Source organism: Undibacterium sp. Dicai25W, from assembly GCF_049340505.1.
Lineage (GTDB): Bacteria > Pseudomonadota > Gammaproteobacteria > Burkholderiales > Burkholderiaceae_D > Undibacterium > Undibacterium jejuense.
The window spans coordinates 18,073-39,687 of the sequence record NZ_JBMPOQ010000011.1 but is presented as its reverse complement, the minus strand read 5'-3'; the positions used below and the strand labels follow the sequence as shown (position 1 = coordinate 39,687).

Annotated in this window: 16 protein-coding genes and 1 tRNA gene; 7 read left to right on the top strand and 10 right to left on the bottom strand. The window is 45.0% G+C overall.

The features are described 5' to 3' along the window. Positions 1 to 658 precede the first annotated feature (658 nt). Positions 659 to 2,716: an extracellular solute-binding protein gene (locus ACO0KY_RS13215; protein WP_423046739.1), complete on the top strand. Its 2,058-nt coding sequence runs from the start codon at positions 659 to 661 to the stop codon at positions 2,714 to 2,716. Between the two features lie 422 nt (positions 2,717 to 3,138). Here the strand turns inward: ACO0KY_RS13215 and ACO0KY_RS13210 are convergent, their stop codons facing one another. Then, positions 3,139 to 6,003, bottom strand: coding sequence for a bifunctional diguanylate cyclase/phosphodiesterase (locus tag ACO0KY_RS13210; RefSeq protein ID WP_423046737.1), 2,865 nt, complete (start codon positions 6,001 to 6,003; stop codon positions 3,139 to 3,141). 487 nt (positions 6,004 to 6,490) lie between these two features. Between ACO0KY_RS13210 and ACO0KY_RS13205 the strand changes: the two genes are divergently transcribed. Then, a complete protein-coding gene (locus ACO0KY_RS13205; RefSeq protein ID WP_423046735.1) occupies positions 6,491 to 7,249 on the top strand; it encodes a substrate-binding periplasmic protein in 759 nt (252 codons plus the stop codon). Positions 7,250 to 7,305: 56 nt separating this feature from the next. Further along, complete coding sequence (locus ACO0KY_RS13200; protein ID WP_423046733.1) at positions 7,306 to 8,079, top strand: substrate-binding periplasmic protein; 774 nt, start codon at positions 7,306 to 7,308, stop codon at positions 8,077 to 8,079. 169 nt (positions 8,080 to 8,248) lie between these two features. On the opposite strand, the gene ACO0KY_RS13195 is transcribed toward ACO0KY_RS13200, so the two are convergent. Beyond that, the gene (locus tag ACO0KY_RS13195) at positions 8,249 to 8,374 is read right to left on the bottom strand and encodes a hypothetical protein (RefSeq protein WP_423046731.1); all 126 of its coding nucleotides are present in this window, start codon (positions 8,372 to 8,374) and stop codon (positions 8,249 to 8,251) included. Here ACO0KY_RS13195 and ACO0KY_RS13190 point away from each other — a divergent pair. Beyond that, complete coding sequence (locus tag ACO0KY_RS13190; RefSeq protein WP_423046729.1) at positions 8,366 to 8,659, top strand: hypothetical protein; 294 nt, start codon at positions 8,366 to 8,368, stop codon at positions 8,657 to 8,659. The genes ACO0KY_RS13195 and ACO0KY_RS13190 overlap by 9 nt on opposite strands. Before the next feature lie 271 nt (positions 8,660 to 8,930). Here ACO0KY_RS13190 and ACO0KY_RS13185 read toward each other — a convergent pair whose 3' ends face one another. Beyond that, positions 8,931 to 10,562: a carbohydrate-binding protein gene (locus ACO0KY_RS13185; RefSeq protein ID WP_423046727.1), complete on the bottom strand. Its 1,632-nt coding sequence runs from the start codon at positions 10,560 to 10,562 to the stop codon at positions 8,931 to 8,933. A gap of 1,875 nt (positions 10,563 to 12,437) precedes the next feature. On the opposite strand from ACO0KY_RS13185, the gene ACO0KY_RS13180 reads away from it, so the two are divergent. Genes ACO0KY_RS13180 through fdhD form a run of 3 tightly spaced genes read left to right on the top strand, consistent with a single transcriptional unit; the run spans position 12,438 to position 14,640 of the window. Beyond that, positions 12,438 to 13,478, top strand: a complete 1,041-nt coding sequence (locus ACO0KY_RS13180) for a GGDEF domain-containing protein (protein ID WP_422989403.1) — start codon at positions 12,438 to 12,440, stop codon at positions 13,476 to 13,478. Positions 13,479 to 13,520: 42 nt separating this feature from the next. After that, positions 13,521 to 13,799: a hypothetical protein gene (locus ACO0KY_RS13175; RefSeq protein WP_423046725.1), complete on the top strand. Its 279-nt coding sequence runs from the start codon at positions 13,521 to 13,523 to the stop codon at positions 13,797 to 13,799. Between the two features lie 16 nt (positions 13,800 to 13,815). Next, on the top strand, positions 13,816 to 14,640 hold the full coding sequence (fdhD, locus tag ACO0KY_RS13170; protein ID WP_423046723.1) for a formate dehydrogenase accessory sulfurtransferase FdhD: 825 nt from the start codon (positions 13,816 to 13,818) through the stop codon (positions 14,638 to 14,640). A gap of 52 nt (positions 14,641 to 14,692) precedes the next feature. Here the strand turns inward: fdhD and mobB are convergent, their stop codons facing one another. The 7 genes from mobB to fdxH all read right to left on the bottom strand — a co-directional run bounded on the left by mobB (position 14,693) and on the right by fdxH (position 21,614). Then, a complete protein-coding gene (gene mobB, locus ACO0KY_RS13165) occupies positions 14,693 to 15,196 on the bottom strand; it encodes a molybdopterin-guanine dinucleotide biosynthesis protein B (protein WP_186914220.1) in 504 nt (167 codons plus the stop codon). Positions 15,197 to 15,344: 148 nt separating this feature from the next. Further along, a tRNA-Sec gene (locus ACO0KY_RS13160) sits at positions 15,345 to 15,440 on the bottom strand. Between the two features lie 21 nt (positions 15,441 to 15,461). Further along, the gene (selB, locus tag ACO0KY_RS13155; protein ID WP_423046721.1) at positions 15,462 to 17,396 is read right to left on the bottom strand and encodes a selenocysteine-specific translation elongation factor; all 1,935 of its coding nucleotides are present in this window, start codon (positions 17,394 to 17,396) and stop codon (positions 15,462 to 15,464) included. Beyond that, positions 17,393 to 18,832 (bottom strand): L-seryl-tRNA(Sec) selenium transferase, encoded by a 1,440-nt coding sequence (selA, locus tag ACO0KY_RS13150; protein ID WP_423046719.1) that lies wholly within the window; start codon positions 18,830 to 18,832, stop codon positions 17,393 to 17,395. The genes selB and selA overlap by 4 nt, the downstream gene beginning before the upstream one ends. Beyond that, positions 18,829 to 19,839: a formate dehydrogenase accessory protein FdhE gene (fdhE, locus tag ACO0KY_RS13145; protein ID WP_423046717.1), complete on the bottom strand. Its 1,011-nt coding sequence runs from the start codon at positions 19,837 to 19,839 to the stop codon at positions 18,829 to 18,831. Before fdhE ends, selA begins: the two co-directional genes overlap by 4 nt. 217 nt (positions 19,840 to 20,056) lie before the next feature. Next, positions 20,057 to 20,704: a formate dehydrogenase subunit gamma gene (locus tag ACO0KY_RS13140; protein ID WP_186914224.1), complete on the bottom strand. Its 648-nt coding sequence runs from the start codon at positions 20,702 to 20,704 to the stop codon at positions 20,057 to 20,059. Then, entirely contained in the window at positions 20,697 to 21,614 is a 918-nt protein-coding gene (gene fdxH / locus ACO0KY_RS13135; protein ID WP_186914225.1) for a formate dehydrogenase subunit beta, read from the bottom strand. The genes ACO0KY_RS13140 and fdxH overlap by 8 nt, the downstream gene beginning before the upstream one ends. Position 21,615 lies beyond the last annotated feature (1 nt).

The following is a 21,615-nucleotide window of genomic DNA, read 5'->3' as shown; positions in this document are numbered from 1 at the left end:
AATTTTGAAGATCGACGTGCATGGATCGCGGGAAATCTTCAGGAGCAACTGACTGTTGAAATAATCCGTATGACAGTAGCTTGTCGCGCGTTGGAAGAAACCGACCTGTTTTTAAAAATATTGCTTCCGCTCATGAAAGCGGAAACAAGCATACACTTTGACACAACCTATTTTGAGAGACTTGCTTTTCAAATAATAACGTAATATTGCATTTGCATGTCCACTTAGAGAATACACGTCTCCAGGCCCCCTTGAGGTGCTAGGTTATACAAAATTAACGCCATACCAACACATGCATGAATTTAAGTCAATTTTTTGTCTTGCATTCTAAAAACTTAATCTCTCTTCCCCTATCCTAATGGCAAATGCGTCAACGTCTCTTTGATTGACGTTGCCACTTAAACTCGTCCGACGTTCGTTGTTGCTTTAGGTTAATCGCCTCAGCCACTCAGAAGTGGTAATACAGGGCTATGGAAGAATGCCCGCTTGGGATCTGGCTCACCATCTACAACATGATGAACATAGTGAATTTTTCAATAAAGAAATGCTTCTCCAAGGTTGGTGGTCTTTACTATAAACATCATGCTTACCCAATTTACTTAGACAATAAAAAATTCAATGCTAAGATGAAAGATGTTGTGGAAACGGAGAAGTACCTATGAGAACTTTTCTTACGATAATATTATTGACGTTTCTTACCACCCACTTAAATAAACAAGTTGTTGCCGGGGACATCAACATAAACAAAAAAGAAATTATTCTGTCCGCTGCTGAACAGCCACCATATCTAGGAAAAGATTTACCTCATATCGGATACGCTGCACAGGTTGTGACCGAGGCTTACAGTCGCGTAGGCTACAAGGTAAAGATCAACTTCTTTCCACTTGCTCGTGCAAATCAAATGGCAATGCAGGGCGAATCGGATGGATATTTAGCCATATACTCTGGCAATGTCAGTGAAGCTGATTTTCTTCTTTCAAATTCTTTCCCCGCAGGTCGTTTCGTGCTAATGAAAAAAACTGCTTCTAAGTTTGTAGATACAAGAGCCAACAAAACAGATAAATCTGGATTATTAAAAAATATTTCCGAATACCGAGTTGGTTTTACCAATAAAGCAGCCATACCTCCTGAGCTAGTTTACGCGGACCAAACGAAAAAAATTATCGTAAACTCTGACCTCGAAGGACTGGATATGCTAATGACTAACCAGCTCGATTTGATGCTACTAGACAAATTGACAGCGGGAGATTTAATAGCGGAACAACGTCCACAATATATTAATCAATTGGAGATATTTGCCTCTTTGTCGACCAATAATTTTTACATTGGTTTTCCCAAATCATCTTCAAAGACAGGTCAATTAAAAGAGGAATTTAATCATGGTCTGCAAATATTAAAAAAGGATGGCACTCTTTACAAAATTATTTACAACCATGGCTTAAGTGCAGCTATCTTGCCTGCGAGAGGTAACACCACTCTTACCATAGGCACATTAAACATAGCATCAATGCTTACACTACAAAAACTATCAGTGGAGTACCAAAAAAAGCATCCAGATATCAGCTTTGATTGGAGAGTATTAGATGAAAAAACACTGCGCTTGCGTCTATTGTCGGACTTGGCTAGATCGGATGGGCAGTACGATATTCTGACCATCGGTGCGTACGAAACACCAATTTGGGCTAAAAACAACTGGATATTACCGCTTAAAAATCTGTCACCTCAATATGGTATTGAAGATGTAATCAAGCCAGTTCGGCATCTGCTATCGCTCGATAATAACTTATACGCTCTGCCATTTTATGCAGAAAGTTCTATGACTTATTATCGGAAGGACCTTGTAGCGAATGCTGGGCTCAGCATGCCTGAAGCACCAACATACAATGACATAAAAAGGATTGCAGCCGCTATCCACGCTCCTGAAAAACAGATTTATGGCATTTGCCTACGTGGCGATCCTGGATGGGGTGCCAATATGGCTTTACTAACGACGATGGTAAATTCCGCGGGTGGGCGTTGGTTTGATGAAAGATGGAATCCAACGATTGATACCTCAGAATGGAGATTGGCACTTCAGACGTACATAGAGTTGCTAACGTTGTACGGCCCACCTAAACCCGAAGAACAAGACTATGCGAAAAACCTCACCCTTTTCCAAGGGGGGCACTGTGGCATTTGGATTGATGCAACCGTCTTCGCAAGCGCACTCCTAGATCCTAGACAATCAAAAGTTGCTGAGAAAATTGGTTTTGTACGCGCGCCAGTATTCCATCTAGCGACAGGGTCAAAATGGTTATGGACTTGGGCTCTTGCTATTCCGAAGTCGTCGAAAACATCGGCTGAAGCAATGAAATTTATCGAATGGGCTACTTCAAGGGAATATATACAACTTGTCGCAAAAAAATATGGTTGGATCAATATTCCTCCAGGTACCCGTTCCTCCACTTATGAAGAAATGCATTATCGTGCAGTTGCACCCTTTGCGGATGCAGTTTTCAGAGCAATTAGTGAGGACGATATCAATAATGCAACGCTGACACCACGCCCTTATATTGGAATCCAATTTGTCGAAATTCCTGAATTTGCCTCAATTGGAAATAACATGGGGCGGCTGGCATCATCCGTTTTGGCAAAAAAAATATCCGTAGACATGGCGTTAAAGTTAGGACAAAGGGACGCTGCCGTCCAAATGAGAGAGTCTAAATACATTCATTAACAACACGAAGATAGCGTCTCTCATGAGTGAGTTTTTCAAAAAAGTACTCAATGGTTACTTAATATTATAAAAATAAACATTATTGGAAATTTCAGTATGAGTATTTCCTTTCAATGACCGAGGTTCACCTTTTCTCCGTATTCGATTTGCGATAAGTTGATACCGTAAGACCATCGCGTTAATTTCTAGGCTATTACCAGAAATTCGGAGAATACAGCTCATTTATTCTCGCCTAAATCATTTATTAATACATTCGGATTAATCGCAAATGGCAGATTTGTGTCGTCAGTTCACAGATGCCAACATACAGATAACTTCCGCCTCGAAACTGTTGCGAGGCATACGTGTTGACACAAGCTCTGCCGTAAATTGACTTTCAAACAGCCATAAATTGTATAACCGCTTTTAAGAAGCCCTGTCCATTAGTGCGGAGCGTCATTTTTTAATAAAGCTTCCTGCCGCAAAAGCGATTCAAAGGCGTTTGCTGGAACCGGGCGGCTAAAATAGTAACCCTGCACCTCATCACATCCCCGATCGCGTAAGTAGGTAAGCTGCTCTAGCGTTTCCACTCCTTCCGCAATCACCCGAAGTCGAAGACTATGTGCAAGTGAAATGATGGCGACGACAATGTTTGCGGCGTCTGCATTCACGGTCAATTCATTGACAAAAGACTGATCAATCTTGAGCACATCAATCGGAAAGCGCCGCAGATAAGACAAGCTGGAGTAACCAGTGCCGAAGTCATCAATTGCTATATGAATACCAAGTTCCTTTAACTTGCCAAGTATCGAAATTGCACTATCGACGTCTTTCATGACCATGCTTTCGGTCAGCTCAAGTTCCAGGAAGCGTGGCTCCAATTCCGTCTCCTGTAAGATGTCGGCAATAGATTGCGCCAGGGCTTTTTGGGTAAACTGCCGCGGTGAGAGGTTAACTGCAACACGTAAATTGGTAAAACCTGCTAATTGCCACGCTTTCGTTTGCATACAAGCTTCGCGGATTACCCATGCACCAATCGGAATAATTAATCCCATCTCTTCAGCCAGGCCAATAAAACGGCCAGGCTGGATCATGCCATGCACTGGATGCTGCCAGCGTAATAGAACTTCCATGCCAACGATGTGCCCATGTGTGGTGCAGATTTGAGGTTGATAATGAATCTGAAATTCATTTCTATCAAGCGCCTGACGTAAGTCGGCCTCAATACTGAGCCGATCAAGAGTGCGCTCAATCATGTCGGAAGTATAGAACTGCGAGGTGCTGCGTCCCATTTCTTTGGCGCGGTACATGGCGATGTCGGCGAGTTTGATCAAGCTCTCAGCGGTATTGCCATCGTGCGGATATCTAGCCACACCCATACTACAGGTCAGATAAAATTCGTGGTTCTGTAGCGTCAATGGTTGCGCGACAGAATCCATAATTCGCTGCAGAACCTGTTGACCGGAGCCATCATCAACTTGATCAGGCAATATCAGCACAAATTCGTCACCACCGAGCCGGGCGACCGTATCAGCTTCATGGGTTGCCGATTGCAAGCGTCCGGCAAGCACTTTGAGCAACACGTCTCCTGCCTCATGTCCTAAAGTATCGTTCACAAATTTAAACCGATCCAGATCCAGAAATACGACCCACAGCGAGTTACCGCTGCGGTCTGCGCTCAGTATCGCTTCGCCCAGTCGTTCACGTAACAGGTTGCGATTGGCCAGACCCGTAAGAACGTCGTGATTGGCCTGAAACTCCATTTCAGCTTCATACCCCATTACTGCAGAGATGTCGTACTGCGCAACGACGAAATGGCTAAGTTGGGCTTGTTCATCCAAAACCGGTGCTATAAACAATTCATTCCAGTAATCAGTGCCATCCTTGCGATAATTTCGCAGCAGGGCGCGACCTTCACGTTTCTCACGCAATGCCTCACGAATTTCCCTCATGTTTTGTTGATCCTGACTACTTCCCTGTAGGGACTCAAGACTATGGCCAACCACCTCATCGGCCCGAAATCCAGTGATGCGCTCGAATGCTGGATTAACATATTCGATAGGATAATCCGGTGCTTGCGCGCTGCATATGATAACGGCGTTGGCCGAGACCTCAATCACGCGCTCACGCAAACGTAGCGATTTTTCAGTCCGCACACGTGACGCAACGTCTTCCGACAGTCTTAAATTGGCAAATTGCAAGGATGCAGTGCGTTCCTTGGTCTCGCGCTCTATTTTTGCTATTCTTGATACCAATGAGAAAACATAGGCTGAAACCAGTAAGCTCGACAACAGTCCTCCAATCAAGACGTATAACGCGCCTCTATTGTGAACGGTAAATAAGACCGGTGCCTGGGTTGCTTCCAAATGCCATGAACTGCCGGCCAATGTAAAAGTCTCGTGTAACGGCTCCATGTTGTCATAAAAAAGCCAACCCGATGCAAGCTTCATATCCGAACCAGCCTCCAATGGAAATGTATGCCGACTGGCCAGATTTTTTATCTCATTGTTCGAACTAGCATACAGACTAATGTCCATGCCAGGTTCATCGTTGAATCCATGGGCATGAAGCATAGAGCCAATGAAGTGATCGGTTCGAAAAACTGCAGCGGTCTCTCCGATGGCGGCACGCACGCGCATCGCAGCGTTGTCAAGCGGAGCACCTTGCCAATATACGGGTGCCAAAATCAGAAATCCCGTGTGCCAACCTTTATCCTGAGCCAGCGAGAGTAATCCTGTTGAGGTCGGCCGCCCCGTTTCGCGGGATATCTTTCTGGCCGGAGCCTGATCGTCGTTATAGGAGGTATCCACCCCCATGGCGGCTTCGTTACCAATAGCTGGTTCGATATACTCAACCACGTTGTAGCGGTCACGAATAGCAGCAGGCTGTTGCTTGCCGTCGACGACCTCAGTGATCGTAAAATTTGGATATCGCTTGCCAACCTCAACTTCGAAATTGTGGCGATCCGCTTGAGTGACAAGGCGCTGAAAGCTCAGTGCCTGAATTTGTGGATAGCGCTGTAAGATTGGTGCGGTGAAAGTATGGAATTGCTGTCGGCTAATCACGCCGAAACTGCTAAATAGCTGATTCAGAACAACCAGCTGCTCGGCCGAATCTTGCAAGCCCGTCTTGATCGCCAGAATACGTAGTTTGGCACTCTGCTGAAATTGAACCTTTTGTCTTCCTGACTCGACCTCGCGTTCGGAAGTGAATATGATTGCCGTCAGCGCCAAACCTACAACGAGGGCAATCAGAGCCGATGCAGAAACCGATACGGAAAAGCGAATCTTGCGAAGTAATCTATTCACGGTGACTCCATTTGGAAACACCCGCGTCTATTTTACGAATATAGCGGGAAAAGAAACGCAGTTATCTTTGCAAATTTACCCAATTACTCGTTCGCACCGTATTTCAAGATTAAATAAGTTACTTAAATAAGTTATTTATTAACCAATCTGATAGACAGTTATCTAGCGCCTGCATTGATTATGCCCTTGAAAAACAATGCAGCATAGTGTTTAAGACAGGCTAATAAGATTTGTTGAGTTCTTTGGATTTAATTCTGTCAAGAATAAATTTTTTGCCTAAAAAATAACTTCAATCGACAGTGTGCCCATTAGAGACAGATGGTGTAGTCATTAAACACGCTACAAATCAGTAACTTTAACGATACACCTCAATGATCTATTTTTTATACACAAAAAATTTTCATAAGTCTCAAATAAATTTATTTGTAATAAGCAATTTCTAAACCTACACTTGGGTACACCGATCCTCACACTCAAAGAGACTTCCATGATCCCATTTCGGCATTTAAGCATTGTGTTTATTACTTCAATTGTTTCCTCAGCATTTGCCGCAGATGTTCCGAAAACTCTGCATCTAGCCAGTCTGGAATGGTTACCATATTCTGGAAGCATACTACCGAACGACGGCTTATCTGGCGAAGTAATCAATGAAGTGACGAAGGCATTCGGCAGTACCATAAAAATTAGCTATTTCCCCTGGAAAGAAGCCGTTTCAAATGGAGAAACTGACCCTTCATTTTCTGGCTATTTCCCCGTATGGAAATCGCCAGAGCGCGAGAAAAAATGCTACTTTTCTGGTCCTATTGGCACAACTACTACTGGCATAGGTTATCTGAAAGATGACCCAGTTACTTGGACAAAGCCATCCGACTTGACCGCGATAACGTTTGGTGTCGTGGATGGGTATACGAATGGGGAAGCATTTGATGCTGCCGTTAAGCAAGGCAGCCAACACGTTATTATTTCCAGCACCGACACTAACAATATTAAAAAACTTGTTAGCAAGGCAGTTCCCGCTATTGTCATTGATAAACAGGTTTTATTTTTTATGACTCTACAATCACCTATTCGCGGCAAGATCATGTTTTATGAAAAACCATTTCTTGAAAGAACTGTCCACGTTTGTTTTCAACGTACTCCGGCCGGAAAATCGTTGCAGGAAGCATTTGATATGCAACTAAAAAAATTAGATATCCCTAAAATGCAGGAGGCATATTTCAAAAAATTAGAGGCTAATGCGAAATAGCAAAGCAATAAGCTCCTAAGAAGAGTTTTCTTTCCCCCACATTCTTGATTGATTTCATGAAACCTTTGAGCGTCTTTAAATATTCACTCATTAGTCTACTTGGATTATTGGCTCTTCAGTCCAGTGCGGCTTCCCCAGTTGCACTTTTCACTCTCATTTGGCCGCCCTACAGTTTTGAAAATACGCAAAAGAGTGCCGGTGGCATCTCCATCGATATTGCGAAAGAATTGCTGCTGCGCAATGGCAATAAAGCTACATCAATATCTGTTGTTCCTTGGGCACGCGCACTTAACGTTAGCAAAAAGCAAGCTAACTCTTGCATAGTACCTATCGCTCGTACGCCGGAACGAGAAACCTCCTACCGATGGATAGGTCCAATAGGTCAGAGTACGTGGGCTTTTTTTGCGAGAACGGAAGATCATCTTTCGTTTAGCGACATTCAGGACGCACGACCATATAGAATTGGCATGGTAAGGAATGATCTTTCTACTGAATATTTAAAGGAGAAAAATCAATTTACGTTAGATTCTGCGCCCTCAGACGAACTCAACATAAAAAAACTAAAAGCAAAACACATTGACCTTTGGTCTACTGGATATTTGACTGGCATGACGCAATTGCGTGAAAACAAAATTACTGATGTAGAGCCAATTTTCGTCTTTCTTAGGGTCGATCTCTACATTGGATGTCAAATCGATATGCCGCAAAGCGAAGTCGCAACGTTGAATGAAAGCCTTAAAAAAATGTACGTGGACGGTACGATAAGGGATATTTACCTTCGCTACGGTTACGAAAAGGAAGCTCTATCCATGCGCGATTTACCCAAATAGATACTTTGTTTTCAATCTTAGATTAGCAGGTTCCAATTTTAAAAAAATAACCTACGGTTGTTCGTTATAATTGATCAATCATAAAATTCGAGTGTAGTGCTACTACTGATGAATTCAATTTGCTTGAGTGAAACTGGTTAATCCAAACTTATTCAAAAAGGCAGCATATTTATTTGTTGCCTTTGGAGCCAGCATTATCTAACAATTTTTGTGCAATCTTTTTTAGAATCGATTTTGTAGCTTCTGCCATGGTCGCCGACATAAATACCTGAGCTTCGGTGCTGTCATGATTCATTCGTTGGTTAATGTAGGTGGCTATACCTTCATCCCACAATTGAGCCCATATTGGCGCATCGTCGCCGGTCAGTTCCGGTGCGATTTTGTCGTGGTATTGATGGAATACCTCGTGATCGAAAAAAACTTTGAGGCTTTCATAGGATATCTGATTGCATTGTTTAGTTTAAGAAAAGGAATAGGTAAAGCCAAGCACTTGTTTAAAGAATTGCGGAGTCAACCTACAAGCGAAAAAAAAAACAAAAACATCCGCTGGGATGTGGCGCAATTTTATCCAATTTCCTGATCTGAGACTAAGAATCAAATTAGCCGGATTGCAAATCGTTGTGCAAGAGCACCTTGCAGAGTTGCCTGGCTTTGAGGAGGCATGAGTTCATTCAATACAATACGCTTGAAACCACCGAATCGTCTATGAAAAAAAATAAAAAATTTCGGAAAACTGAACGACAAAATGTGCTCGCTCAAAATCACGGTGATGCTTGGTTTTACTGACCCTATGTAAAATGAGACAGAGCATTTTTGGCTCTGTCTCATTACTTCACAGTCCTACATTAACTTCATAGTCCTAAATTACTTATAAATGCGTTAGTAAATCCTAACGTGCCAGCTTGTCCATAGCTATTACATACTGGAGAAGCATAGCCAGGTGCGCAATCGACATCCCGGTCTATAGACCAAAAATGCACGCCTGCTAACTTGTTCTGCAATGCGAACTGCGATACTGCCGTGACATTGGCAATGCTAAAAATCTCATCAGTAGTATCGTTACCACCGATCATGGGAGTGAGTTCAATCTGACTGAACGGCACGCCCCAATTGTTATGCAAATTGATTGCCGCAGCAATTGCTGACTGCCCCATGTCACATTTTCCATTGGATCCTAATACGCAATTAGACGCCAACGACGAACCATAATCCATCACCATCAGGTTGATGTAATAGTTACTAAGACCAGCGGCTTTAATGGCATTCATCACGGTGATACCGGCGCTGCCCAGGTCTTGCCCACTATTTGAACCCAGTGTAGCAATGGTGAATGAGAAGCGTAGTGATGGGAATTTAACCTGGGCAGCCTTGACTCGGCTGATTAAGTTATTAATGACATCGTTAGATTGTCCTGCTTCAATATCAAAGTCGATACCAACGAGATTGGCACTGTTGTATCGATTGATAAATTGGGTAAATCCACTATCTGTCGCACATGTAAATGCTCCAGCTGCGCCACCGGTTGAAATTATATATTTTTTTCCAGCGGCAACCAGTGCAGGAATATTAGCTTGCGCCAATGCATCTCCACTGAGCCCACCCCAAGATTCTGCACCGCATTCACCCGTCGCAAAGGCTAACGTCAATGCGCTCAATTTATTTGGAATGACGTTTAACAATGGCTGTGCTTTGCCCGTCACTGCTGTTGTTAATACGTTTGAGTTCCAATTAAGGTTGATGGTGACGTCTTTATATGGACTAAAAACGAAGCCCGGTGGCGTCGTTGGTGGAGTTGTCGGTGGAGTTGTCGGTGGAGTTGTCGGTGGCGTTGTTGGCGGCGTTGTTGGTGGAGTTCCACCATTGCAGCTTCCCAATACTGCCCATGGCAAACCACTACCAGCTACGCCACTTCTGGTCGTAGGATTATCCCCTTGGGTCCACCAATTTGCCTGGTAATTTATCCCGGAATAACTTACTTTTGCGCCGCCATTATAGGCCGTTGATGCGCTCCAACTTGTATTGCAACTTCCACCAACCGGCGGTATTGTCGTGGGCGGCGTCACAGGCGGCGTCACAGGCGGCGTCGTTATCGGTGGCGTCGTTGTTGGCGGAAGTTCGCCACTTGAGCACACGCCGACTAAAGACCAGAGGCTCCCTACACTCGGATTCCAACCAGCACCTAGATAGTCAGTTTGTGTAACGAGAGCTGTGTAGTTTGCTCCGTTAAAACTCACTTGCGTACCTGCAGAATAGCTACTGCCATCAACCCAAGCTGGGCTGCAGCCTGTTGTATTTACTTTTATAGTCGACAGTAAAATCCCCCCAGCACTGATTTTGTCAGGTTGGGTAGAAGAAATGGGTGCAGCAGGAACTGACGATGTAGGTGTACTTTGACCGGTAGAAGTAACGCCAGATCCGGCACCTCCGCATCCAGCCAAAGCACAACTTCCTAATACAAATACAGCTTTAGTAATCAACTTCATTAGTAGGTCCTCACAAAATAGCATTTTTAATTTTTATAACATTTGAAATACCGCTCGAATGTCTTATCCTTATTTTCAAATTTCTTCTGATTTGACTCCCCTTAACTTAAGCGTTGTTAAACACGTCTTTGATTGATTGACTTCTCAAAAAAAAATTTCTAATTTGAACTTGTACTAAAAAATTTATCTGGAAAAACGCTGAAAATCTTCGTACATAAAAACCGAAATGCGATGAAGAAGCTACGCGCTGTTTTTTTGAAAAAAAATTAAATTCATCAATCAAGCATTCCAATATTCGACGCTAAAAATCTCTCTATTTTTTTGCGGATGCAACGCCCCCCCAAGCAACTAAAATGTCAGTTGCAAGTTCGTTTTTTAATGCGTCGACTACATGGCTATCGGGAGATATTTATCAAAAAATTTGGGGCAATTTTTTAGAATCATCAAAAAGTTTATTGAAGTGGAAGATAGTCGAATTTTGAAAAGGCATTCAGCGCCGTTTGTATCAAAATTCGAATAGTTGTAAGCAAAAGCCATCGCTACTTTTTACTTCACTTAAAATAAATATTCAAAAAAGTATAGAAATATTGATTTCGAACTTTTCAAAAAAATCGGACTTTTAATTCAAGAAAAAGATTATTGAGAGACTTTTATGAAATAGAAAAGTGAGAAAATTAAATGCATTTATGATTGTCGATTTATCTTCAAATAGTGAGATTTTAAAAAACTCTCCTATGAATATTTTTCAGTCAAAATGAGATCAAATACGACCACCATTTTCGTTAAGCTGGTGATGATTATTTTTTTAAGTCAATACCACCACCTGTCAGCAACAGTTTTTGGCATCGATATAAAAGCTTGTATTGAAATCATATGTTCGAAAATCCAGAAATCAACATATCGAATGATGTTCGACGTTTCAATTATCATCAATTCAAACAAACTGGCGAGGCGTAAAGTACTTGCGTAACCTCACAGATATGACTGCACTCAGCAATACCAGTTAAATACATCTTTCACTTTTTACAATGTTGCGTTTTATTTCCTGAAATTGCAATTTTCGCGCTGAAAAATGAAAATCCTTCGGAGTCGATTAATGCTATTTGCAGATTTTTTATTGAAAAAAAATCCCTTAACACCTATTCAGTCCATCGTTTTTGAGAATTTTCCGGATGCAAAATTTATGCTATGAATGACTCAGTTCAGTACAACGAAAGTTCAATTTTCGTCGACTTCTTGAATCCTGAAACGATGATTTTGAATATAAAAAAATGTGGATACAGCTTAAGTTCAGTAACAAATTTTCGTTGCACAGGTGCAACGAAACTAAAATCATTCATTTGTTACTCTTGAGTATCCAAGCTTGAACTGGCAATGATTGCCAAGAAAATAGCTTAATTTTTCAAGCTGTCATTGCTTGTTTCTATATTAACTTAAGCTTCGTTCGCAAATCGAGTCATAGAAACTTGCAAATACTCCGCAAATCAAGACAACGAGGAATGTTCTGCTTTTGATTGGTAAATGTGTGTGATTACAAGAATTGGCAGGTGTGGTTGGCACATGAAATAAGTATTTTTATCCCTAAAAATACTATTACCACCTGATGAGTTGCATAATAAAAGTGCATTGCAAATATATATCTAGTTCCTTGCTTGACGCAAACTAATTGCAAGACTCATAATGCTTGCGCGGTAAATTTTCATTCTCTTCATTTGTGGTTTGTTCTTAAGCAGCATTACGGTTACATTCCAACTTATAGAAAAGAAAAATAGCTGTTGAACTCTGGTGCGCTTAGCTTAGTAAGCGTAGGGCGAGGGAATGCCATTGCATTCGTTCTTATTCAATACTGGCGCCCTATATGGAGCTCATATCACGATGAATAAACCTAAACTGTGGGAAGAAGAATTACAGTATCGGCGTACTATATTGCGGGTGCTATTGATCGTTATTATTCTCTTTTGCACTTTAGCATCTAACAGTCATTTCAAAACCGGCAACCTTTACTACGGCATCTTAGAAGTGGCGTTGGTCTGCATGGCAATTGGTCTACTTTTCATTCATCAAAAAACACCCCACCTGACAAGGTGGTCTGCCGTGCTGCTGTTCTTTTGCTTCAATACGATTCTGATAGGCATTGTTATTCAAACCACCCGCAGCTTTTTATTTAATTGGCTATGTTTCATTCCGGTGCTGTCCTATTTGCTCATGGGCCTACGTACGGGATTTATTTTTAGTTTCGTTTATTTAGTGGCTGGAATGGGGCTGTTAATTTGGCGTCTATATCTGCCAGCTCCCGACGTAACACGGAATGCGCTGATCAATCTTGGCTCTTGTGCCGCCAGTATTTGGGCGATGTCGCATGTGTTTGAAGCAAAACGAGCATCCATGGTCGGCAGACTGCAAAAATTGGCGGAGACGGACTCGCTGACAGGATTGCACAATCGCCTGCATCTGGACTCTATCTTTCAGCAATTAACCAAAGGGCAGCGCGGTCAGCCAACATTGATTGGCATGTTGTTGCTCGACCTTGATAAATTTAAAACTATTAATGACAGCTATGGTCATGATGCAGGCGATCAAGTGCTCATGACCGTATCAACACTCATGACAGACATATGCCGGGGAGGCGATTGGGCATTTCGTTTCGGAGGAGAAGAATTTTGCTTACTCATTCCAGGGGTATCGTCAGAAATGGCAATCCAAATTGCAGAACGGCTACGTGAAAGTATTGCGGCGACTTTGGTCAACGTAGGTGAGCATCAGTTGCGGGTCACTGCGAGCATTGGCGTCGCGAATTGGCCTATGGATGGTGCTGGCCTATCGCAATTGTACAAAGTCGCTGACCAACGGCTTTATACGGCAAAAAACTCAGGACGAAACCGCGTCATGGGTTCTGACTATATTCGCAGCAACTAATTAAAAGGCATCGCTTCAATTTGCGCCGTCCCTGCTGGTAATATGAAGGCTGATGGTAGCCTTGGCTCACATACCGTATGGCAAACCATTGCGGACCACAACAGCGCTACCTACTATTTTGCCAACACGCGAACGCCTGGCTTTGTCTGGTTGCCGCTTCAAGAAATGATTGCCGAACATAAATTCAAAAAACATACCAGCTGGAAGCTAGAAATGATCGCTCCAGATCCAAGCTTGGAGGATGGCGTTTATAATCCATGCTATAGCGGCGATATCAGCGCACTATTAAAGAAAACCTATGATCCGTTCCAACTGATTTAAGCAAAGTGAGATGCACATGGATTCCGAAAAATTTGACCTCCCTGTTGGTTATCAACAGCGCCCCATTCTGAGACAACGGGGAACTGAGCGTCAAATGACCACCGATAAGGTAGCGGAAGAAACACCGGTGGCACTGGTGTTTAATGGCATCTCTCACGCAGTCATGATGGCGACACCGCTAGACCTGGAAGAGTTGGCAATAGGTTTTGCGCTGACTGAGGGTATCGTCCAGTCCAAATCAGAAATTTACGATATTGCCGTACATCCGTTTCCTGCTTCAGCAGAAGTAGAGCTGACGATTGCACAAAGCGCATTTATCAAACTCAAAGAGCGACGTCGTTCACTTTCTGGCAGAACTGGATGCGGTGTCTGTGGCATTGAGAGTCTGGCGTTACTGGATCTGGAACCTGAGCCTATGCAGATAACGGCGTTGCCAGAATTATTGTCGCCAGTGATTGCGCGTGCTGTGAACGAATTGAGCCAGAATCAATTTCTGATGTCAGAAACTGGTGGTGTGCATGCTGCCGCCTGGTGTGATTTTGATGGTACTGTGCTCAAGGTTTTTGAAGACGTGGGTCGGCACAATGGATTAGACAAGTTGATCGGCCATCTTGTCATGAAACAGCAGGATTTACGTGCTGGATTTGTATTCATGTCCAGTCGCGCCAGCTATGAACTGGTGCGTAAGACAGCGCGTTTAGGGATTCCTATGCTCGCTACGATTTCAGCGCCGACTTGTCTGGCAATTGATATTGCCAACAAAGCGGGTTTAAAGCTCGTGAGTTTTTGTCGTCAGAATGGTTTTGTTGAATATACGAATTTTTCAACGCCGCGACTTTAATTTCTTAGCTACAGCATTGTTGCGACGTTGCTTCTTTATTGTTAAAACTTTTTTACTCTGCAAATTCACTTGCATGCTGTACTACAAAATCTGCGATTGTTGATATATCGCTCAGATCAAGTACAGGGAAAATGGCATTCGTGACTTCTGCATCTGAAGCTATCGCTTTAATCCCCGGCCAGTCTGCACCTAATTGTGACCGGCCAATCGATGGACGCCACACTTCCAACTTTGGAAATTGCTCTGATTTAAAACCCTCGATCAGCACCAGGTCGCAGTCGTGCAAGCGGGTTAGCAGATACGCTAAAGATGGCTCAGCTTGTTCGGTCAGCTCATGCATCAAGGCCCAGCGACGGTTTCCCATCAACAAAACTTCCTGGCAGCCTGCTTCGCGCAAGCGATATGAATCTTTTCCCGGGTGATCAATATCGATATTTTTATGACTGTGTTTGATCAGTGAAACCCGTAATCCGCGCTGTTGCAATTCGGGGATCAGGCGTTCCAACAAGGTCGTTTTACCCATTCCGGAATGACCAGTAATGCCAAAAACCTTCATTTGAAACTTCCTTTATATTTCAATGGAGCAAAGATTGCGTGATGCACTCTTCTTGCAAAGAGGCGAGGTATTTTGCATATCTCAACAAAGCAGCAACCAGCCAGGCTAGTTTAGGTAAATCACTGCCCGGATATTTATTGTTGAGAATTGGCGGAAGACAGTAAGAGTCGAACTTACGAGAGAATGATTGACATCCCCTGACGGGTTTGAAGCCCGCCCGCACCACCGGATACGTGTGCCTTCCATGGTTACTGCATCTATCATATCACTGCATGTTCGCGGCCTGCCAAAGACTATCGGTTCGCAATACATGCACATCACGCAGGCGGCGAGTATAGCCTACGCGGTCGAAGAATTCCAGAAACTGAATCGCTCGCTTTCGCCCCATCCCACTGGCATCCCGAAAAGCGGCGGCACTGATCTGACGATAAGGACTATTTAATTCCAACGCGCTGGCAACGGTTTCTGCTAGCTTTGCCAACTCGGCGATGCGTTGTGGATGACAGTACAAATCACGCACGATCTGGTACACCTGACCGCGCAAGGCCAGCTTACGCAATAAGCTGCGAACAGTTTCTTCGTTCAACTGATGCGCTTTCGCCAGATCACGCACCCACGGTGGATCAAATTGGGATGCGAGCAAGGCATTGAGCAACACGTCTGCCAAGCGCTGCTGTTCGGGTTCCAATTCAATGCTGTGTTCTGGCAGTCGCAGCCATGGTCCTTGTGCAATCAATACTTCTGTCTGAACGAGTTTATCAATCACCGTACGCCATACCATCTCATCTATTTCTGGCGCAACGATACGTTTTAAACGTGGATTTTGCGGTCCGGTTTCATCCGGAAAATTTGTATGAAACGCACGCAAAGCAACGACTATTTTCTCTCGCAAAGCTATCAATACGGCGTGCGACAAAATGATCGCATCGTCACCACGCAAGGCAATTTGAATAACGTCATCGTGATATTGCAATTGTTCAACGGGCAACTGCGTCAATCGGGTCAGCAAAGAGCGCCGTATGCCCATCGCGCTGCCGTCAACCAAGGCATTGTGATCATTGGTATCGAGATAATTACTCAGTGCATCCAACCATTGTTTTCGTTCCAGACTGCGGCGTTTGCGAGCCGGTCCAAACGGATCCAAAACACGGCCGCCACCTATTGTGCGTTGCGCCTGTGCATTGCGTATAACAAAGCGGTCACCTGGCACAGAATGTACCGGCACCTCGAACACTAATTGTGCCCGTGCCTGGCACCCTGGTTCGATGCTGTCACCATCAAGCATTAAGACACGTGCAATACGATGCGAAGCACCCAGATGCACATGGACTTGCGACCAAGGTTTTAAACTTAACCCAGCATTGTCGAGTAATTGCAAATCAACGTCGATGCGTTCTGAACACTCTGCCATCGCGGTAGCAGTCGCCCAATGACCGCGCTCAATGCCCTCTTTTTCAACGCCAACAATATTCATCGCCAGGCGTTGTCCCGCATAAGCAGTATCAACCGGCCGGTTTTGCGCATGAATACTTCGCACCCTTACAGTTTTTCCAGATGGCGCTAAGGTAATCGTGTCACCAATTGCCACCGCGCCCGCCGAGGCTGTACCAGCAATAAACAAACCTTTACCGCTCAGATTAAAAACGCGATCAATTGCCAAGCGGAATAAACGCTGATGTTCTTTTTGCGTTGAGGCTTGTGCCACCGTCATCAGATGCGCTTTGAGTTCTGCCACGCCGGGATCATTTTCACTATGCGCCTGGGTACAAAAAATGGTCGCATCAGCAAAGGTCGTTGTTGCCAGTAAATGTTGAATTTCTTTTTTGACGGCAGAAATGCGGTCCGCATCAACGCGATCAATCTTGGTCAAAGCAACGACGCCGCGCTGGATGCCAAGCAACTCCAGTATCGTCAAATGCTCGCGCGTTTGCGGCATCACGCCATCGTCAGCAGCAATCACTAACAACGCGTAATCAATGCCGCTCGCCCCTGCCGCCATGGTGTGAATCAGTTTTTCATGCCCGGGTACATCGACGAGACCAAGCACATCGCCGTTTGGCAATGGCGTGTAGGCATAGCCTAACTCTATCGAAATACCACGCGCTTTTTCTTCCTTCAGGCGATCGGTATCAACGCCCGTCAAGGCGCGGCTCAGCGTGGTCTTACCATGATCAATATGTCCGGCGGTACCAACGATCATGGTTTTAAAAACGCCAGTTGGTCAATGAATTCTTGCTGATCGCCATCCAGGCAACGCAAATCAAGACAGAAGGCTTCATTCGCTATTCTGCCAACGACAGGGCGTGGTAATTGCCTGAATGCTTTTTCCAGCCGCCCTAATGGGTTGCTCAGCTTATGGGCTGGATTGGCGTTGATTTTGATGCCAAAGCTAGGTAGTTGATCAACGGGTAAGGCACCACTACCAACCTGACTCGACATTTCCGCACCTTGCACCTGATACGCGTCACCAAGTGCCTGTTGGACTAAAGGGATGAGCGTTTCCGCTTGCTGTTGCATTTCTGTTCTTGGTCGTGTCAACAACCGCATGGTTGTCAGACGTTGTGTCAGCAACTCCGGTGAACGGTACAGCGCAAGTACGGGTTCCAGTGCAGCGAGCGTAATTTTGCCGACGCGCAAAGCGCGCTTTAATGGATTGCGTTTGATCTGGGCAATCAAATCAGCACGACCAACGATGATCCCAGCCTGCGGGCCGCCCAGAAGTTTGTCACCGCTAAACGTGACCAAATCCGCCCCCGCTTCTATCGCTTCACGCACCGTTGGTTCACGCACCATCCCAAACTGCTCCAGATCAATCAGCGTTCCGCTGCCGAGATCGACCGCCGTCGGAATATTGCGTTCGCGTCCTAACGCGGTGATTTCATCTAACTCGACACTTTTGGTAAAACCGGTAATCACATAATTGCTGCAATGAACTTTCATCAACAGCGCAGTATCTGCTTGAATCGCGTTACGGTAATCGGCTAGATGGGTGCGATTGGTCGAGCCAGTTTCACGCAATGTAGCGCCAGCACGTTGCATAATGTCAGGGATACGAAACGCACCACCGATTTCGACCAATTCACCGCGCGATACGATGACCTCTTTGCCCATCGCCATCGTGTTTAACAACAGCAAAACCGCTGCCGCATTATTGTTGACGATGGTGGCGGCCTCGGCACCAGTCAATTCGCACAGGAGTTCTTCCACCAGGTCATCACGATCACCGCGCTTACCAGTTTCTAAATCAAATTCCAGATTGCTGGCTGAGGTCATGGCATTGACTACCGCTTGTACCGCCACATCGGGCAATAAAGCGCGACCCAGATTTGTATGCAATACAGTGCCAGTCAGATTGAACATCTTCTTCAATTTAGAGCTATCTTGCCGCGCCAGACGTGCTTCTACTTGCTTCAGTATGTCATTGATACTGAGAGTATCTTCGTCTTTTGCTTCATTGTGAGTCAAAGCGGCAGTGCGCAATTCACTCAACAAGGATTGCACCGCACGCAAAATCCGGCTACGACCATGGCGTTCTATCAATGGGCCAGCTTCTTGCAAAACCTTATCCACCGAAGGAAAACGCACAGCTCTGCGATGAAACGTGTTTGCAGGCGTATCCGGAAGTGCGGAGGTCATTCTGTTTCTCCAAACCACAGCAGTGGATTGATATTGCCACGGGTATAGCCTGCTTCGCTCACCAAAATATCCAAAGTCAGGCTAGCCAGATCATCGGCAAACGGTTCCGCGTTGTAATCATGTTCCTGATTAAAAATCTTGGTGTAGCAATGGCAATCTCCGCACGTTTCGGCACGTACATATTTGCGTGGGTCGTTGGCCTTGTTGACTGGTGCCGCTGCAGGCTCAGGTGCATCAATGCGGTCTAAGCCTTGGTATGAAATTTTCCCATTTTGTTCGCAGCTTGCGCATTTGACCCTGACCATATGCCATTGACTAGCGCACATACCGCATTGGAGATATCGATAACCCTGTGATTGTCCACCGATGCGAATCAGGCTGGCCACCGGATGTGAACCGCACACGGGACACAAGGTAAACGTTTCCAGCATCGGGACTTGTTGTTGCTTGAGTCGAGAAGCGCGTGCTGTCCAAAGTACTTGCAAAGCAGCCGCAATAAATGGCGCTTGCGCTGGGTTCACATCTTCATGGCGTTGCGCTAAGACGGCATTCGCCTGATCTTCCAGATCGGTGTCATTCAATTCACGCAAGCCAGTGAGAACGACATTAAGTTCTGCCCGTTCGGGCTTACTTTTATCAGCTAATTGATCAATGAGCTGATTAAGAATAGTGCGCCAGATTTCTGGTCGTTTTAACTGTGCAGCCAACGGCGGCATCATGTGATCCAGCGCCAGATTGAGCGATTGTTGATCGGGCATAGCAAGATCAATTTCGCTTAATGATGTGGCGATCTCCGCTTGCGCTAATGCCACTTCGCGAATGAATTCGAGGTAGCCACTCATGGCTGGGTTAAAAGCAATGCCAGCGACTTTACCCTCTGCCAAATCACGCAAACGGGCTGCGCGCGTTGTAAAAACGGTCGCAGCGCTCTCAGGTAACAACAAACGCGGTAGCGCTGTGTGATCTAGCGATTCGATCTCGCCACGTTCTATGATTCTTTGTACCAAGATTTTTCCAATAACAGAGCAAAATTCGATGGGAAGCCGCTACAGGGATCAGACCTATTTTAGACTAGTTTAAAAAATAAAGCCGACGCTGTTGCTATGCGTCGGCTTCTGGTTTGATGCATATCATCCTGATTTCTTTTACCCTACCGTCTGACAGATGCAAAGCAGAACAAAATTAATCAATTAATTAATCAATTAATTGATTAATTAATAATAATTACTTCTTATCTTTCGATGCCTTCATTACTTCGTCAAACCACAGTCGATGATGTTTGCGCGCCCAGCCTAAACTCACGGTGCCACGCACCATTGCACCAATCGATCCCTTGACCCAAATCGCCGCATAGATATGCACAATAATGCTGACGATAAGAACAAAGGCGCAAAACGCATGCAGCAATGCAGAAAAGCGGATCAGTTCAATCGGAAATACCCACGAAAAATACGCTCGCCAGATCACCAGTCCTGAGAGCAATAAGCCTGCCATGCAGCCGATCAAAACGAAGAACAAGATTTTCTGCCCAGCGTTATATCGACCTATGTGTGGTAATTTCTCTTCGCGATTATTGAGGACGTCATCGATTTGCTTCATCCATTGCTTATCGACTGGCTCAAGCACATTGTGATGCCAGAAGCGATACACCAACACCGCAAACAAACCAAACATCAATAAGCCGATAAATGGATGCAAAATGCGCGTCCATTGCCCACCGCCCAGCACATTACTAAGCCAGAACAAAGATGGATGAAACAACGCTAAACCAGAAATCGCCAACAAAATAAAACTGATAGCGGTCGCCCAATGGAAGCTACGATCATCGGCGGTATATCGTTCAATCTGTGAGTTATCTTTATGCTCACTCATGATGCACCTCCTCTGCCGCTTCTTTTGCTTCTTTGGCTTCCTGCTCGTCCTTCTCACTTACCTCGTTTGGACCGATGCGCGTGTAATGGAAGAAGCCAACCAGAGCAGCCGCCGCCATACTGGCAACCGCTAGTGGTTTGGATAAACCCTTCCAGACACTGATCATCGGCGAGATGCGCGGTTTGTTTGGTAGGCCATGGTACAGCGATGGATTATCAGCATGATGCAAAACATACATGACGTGTGTTCCACCAACACCTGCCGGATCATACAAACCAGCCTGATCAAAGCCGCGTGATTTCAGATCGGTAATCCGTTCTTCCGCGTGGTGCTTCATGTCTTCTTTGGTACCGAATACAATCGCGCCGGTAGGGCATGATTTGACACATGCTGGCTCCTGACCAACAGCCACACGGTCTGAACACAACGTACATTTGTAAGCACGGTTATCTTGCTTAGAGATGCGAGGCACGTCGAACGGACAGCCGCTGACGCAGTAACCACAACCGATACAGTTTTCTTCCTGAAAATCGACAATACCATTCGTGTATTGAACAATAGCTCCAGGAGCCGGGCAAGCCTTCAGACAACCTGGATCTTCACAATGCATACAGCCATCTTTGCGGATCAGCCATTCGAGGTTGCCGTTCGGATTTTCATATTCAGAGAAGCGCATCACTGTCCAGGAGTGCTCGGACATGTCGCGTGGATTGTCATACGTGCCGTGGGTTTCACCCACTTCGTCACGTAAGTCATTCCACTCCATACAGGCGGTCTGACATGCCTTGCAGCCTATACATTTTGTGGTATCAATCAGCTTAGCCACAGTACCGGTGATTGGCTCCCGTACAGACGGGGGCTGTACGGTCGTGGCTGACATGCGTTTGATATCGAGAGATTGAAGTGGCATA

Coding starts and splice junctions, on each gene's coding strand:
- ACO0KY_RS13200 (WP_423046733.1), top strand. CDS start 7,306: ATGAAACCTTTGAGCGTCTTTAAATATTCACTCATTAGTCTACTTGGA.
- selB (WP_423046721.1), bottom strand. CDS start 17,396: ATGATCGTTGGTACCGCCGGACATATTGATCATGGTAAGACCACGCTG.
- ACO0KY_RS13185 (WP_423046727.1), bottom strand. CDS start 10,562: ATGAAGTTGATTACTAAAGCTGTATTTGTATTAGGAAGTTGTGCTTTG.
- ACO0KY_RS13215 (WP_423046739.1), top strand. CDS start 659: ATGAGAACTTTTCTTACGATAATATTATTGACGTTTCTTACCACCCAC.
- fdhD (WP_423046723.1), top strand. CDS start 13,816: ATGGATTCCGAAAAATTTGACCTCCCTGTTGGTTATCAACAGCGCCCC.
- ACO0KY_RS13205 (WP_423046735.1), top strand. CDS start 6,491: ATGATCCCATTTCGGCATTTAAGCATTGTGTTTATTACTTCAATTGTT.
- ACO0KY_RS13195 (WP_423046731.1), bottom strand. CDS start 8,374: ATGAATCATGACAGCACCGAAGCTCAGGTATTTATGTCGGCGACCATG.
- mobB (WP_186914220.1), bottom strand. CDS start 15,196: ATGAAGGTTTTTGGCATTACTGGTCATTCCGGAATGGGTAAAACGACC.
- fdxH (WP_186914225.1), bottom strand. CDS start 21,614: ATGCCACTTCAATCTCTCGATATCAAACGCATGTCAGCCACGACCGTA.
- ACO0KY_RS13140 (WP_186914224.1), bottom strand. CDS start 20,704: ATGAGTGAGCATAAAGATAACTCACAGATTGAACGATATACCGCCGAT.
- ACO0KY_RS13180 (WP_422989403.1), top strand. CDS start 12,438: ATGAATAAACCTAAACTGTGGGAAGAAGAATTACAGTATCGGCGTACT.
- selA (WP_423046719.1), bottom strand. CDS start 18,832: ATGACCTCCGCACTTCCGGATACGCCTGCAAACACGTTTCATCGCAGA.
- ACO0KY_RS13175 (WP_423046725.1), top strand. CDS start 13,521: ATGAAGGCTGATGGTAGCCTTGGCTCACATACCGTATGGCAAACCATT.
- ACO0KY_RS13190 (WP_423046729.1), top strand. CDS start 8,366: ATGATTCATTCGTTGGTTAATGTAGGTGGCTATACCTTCATCCCACAA.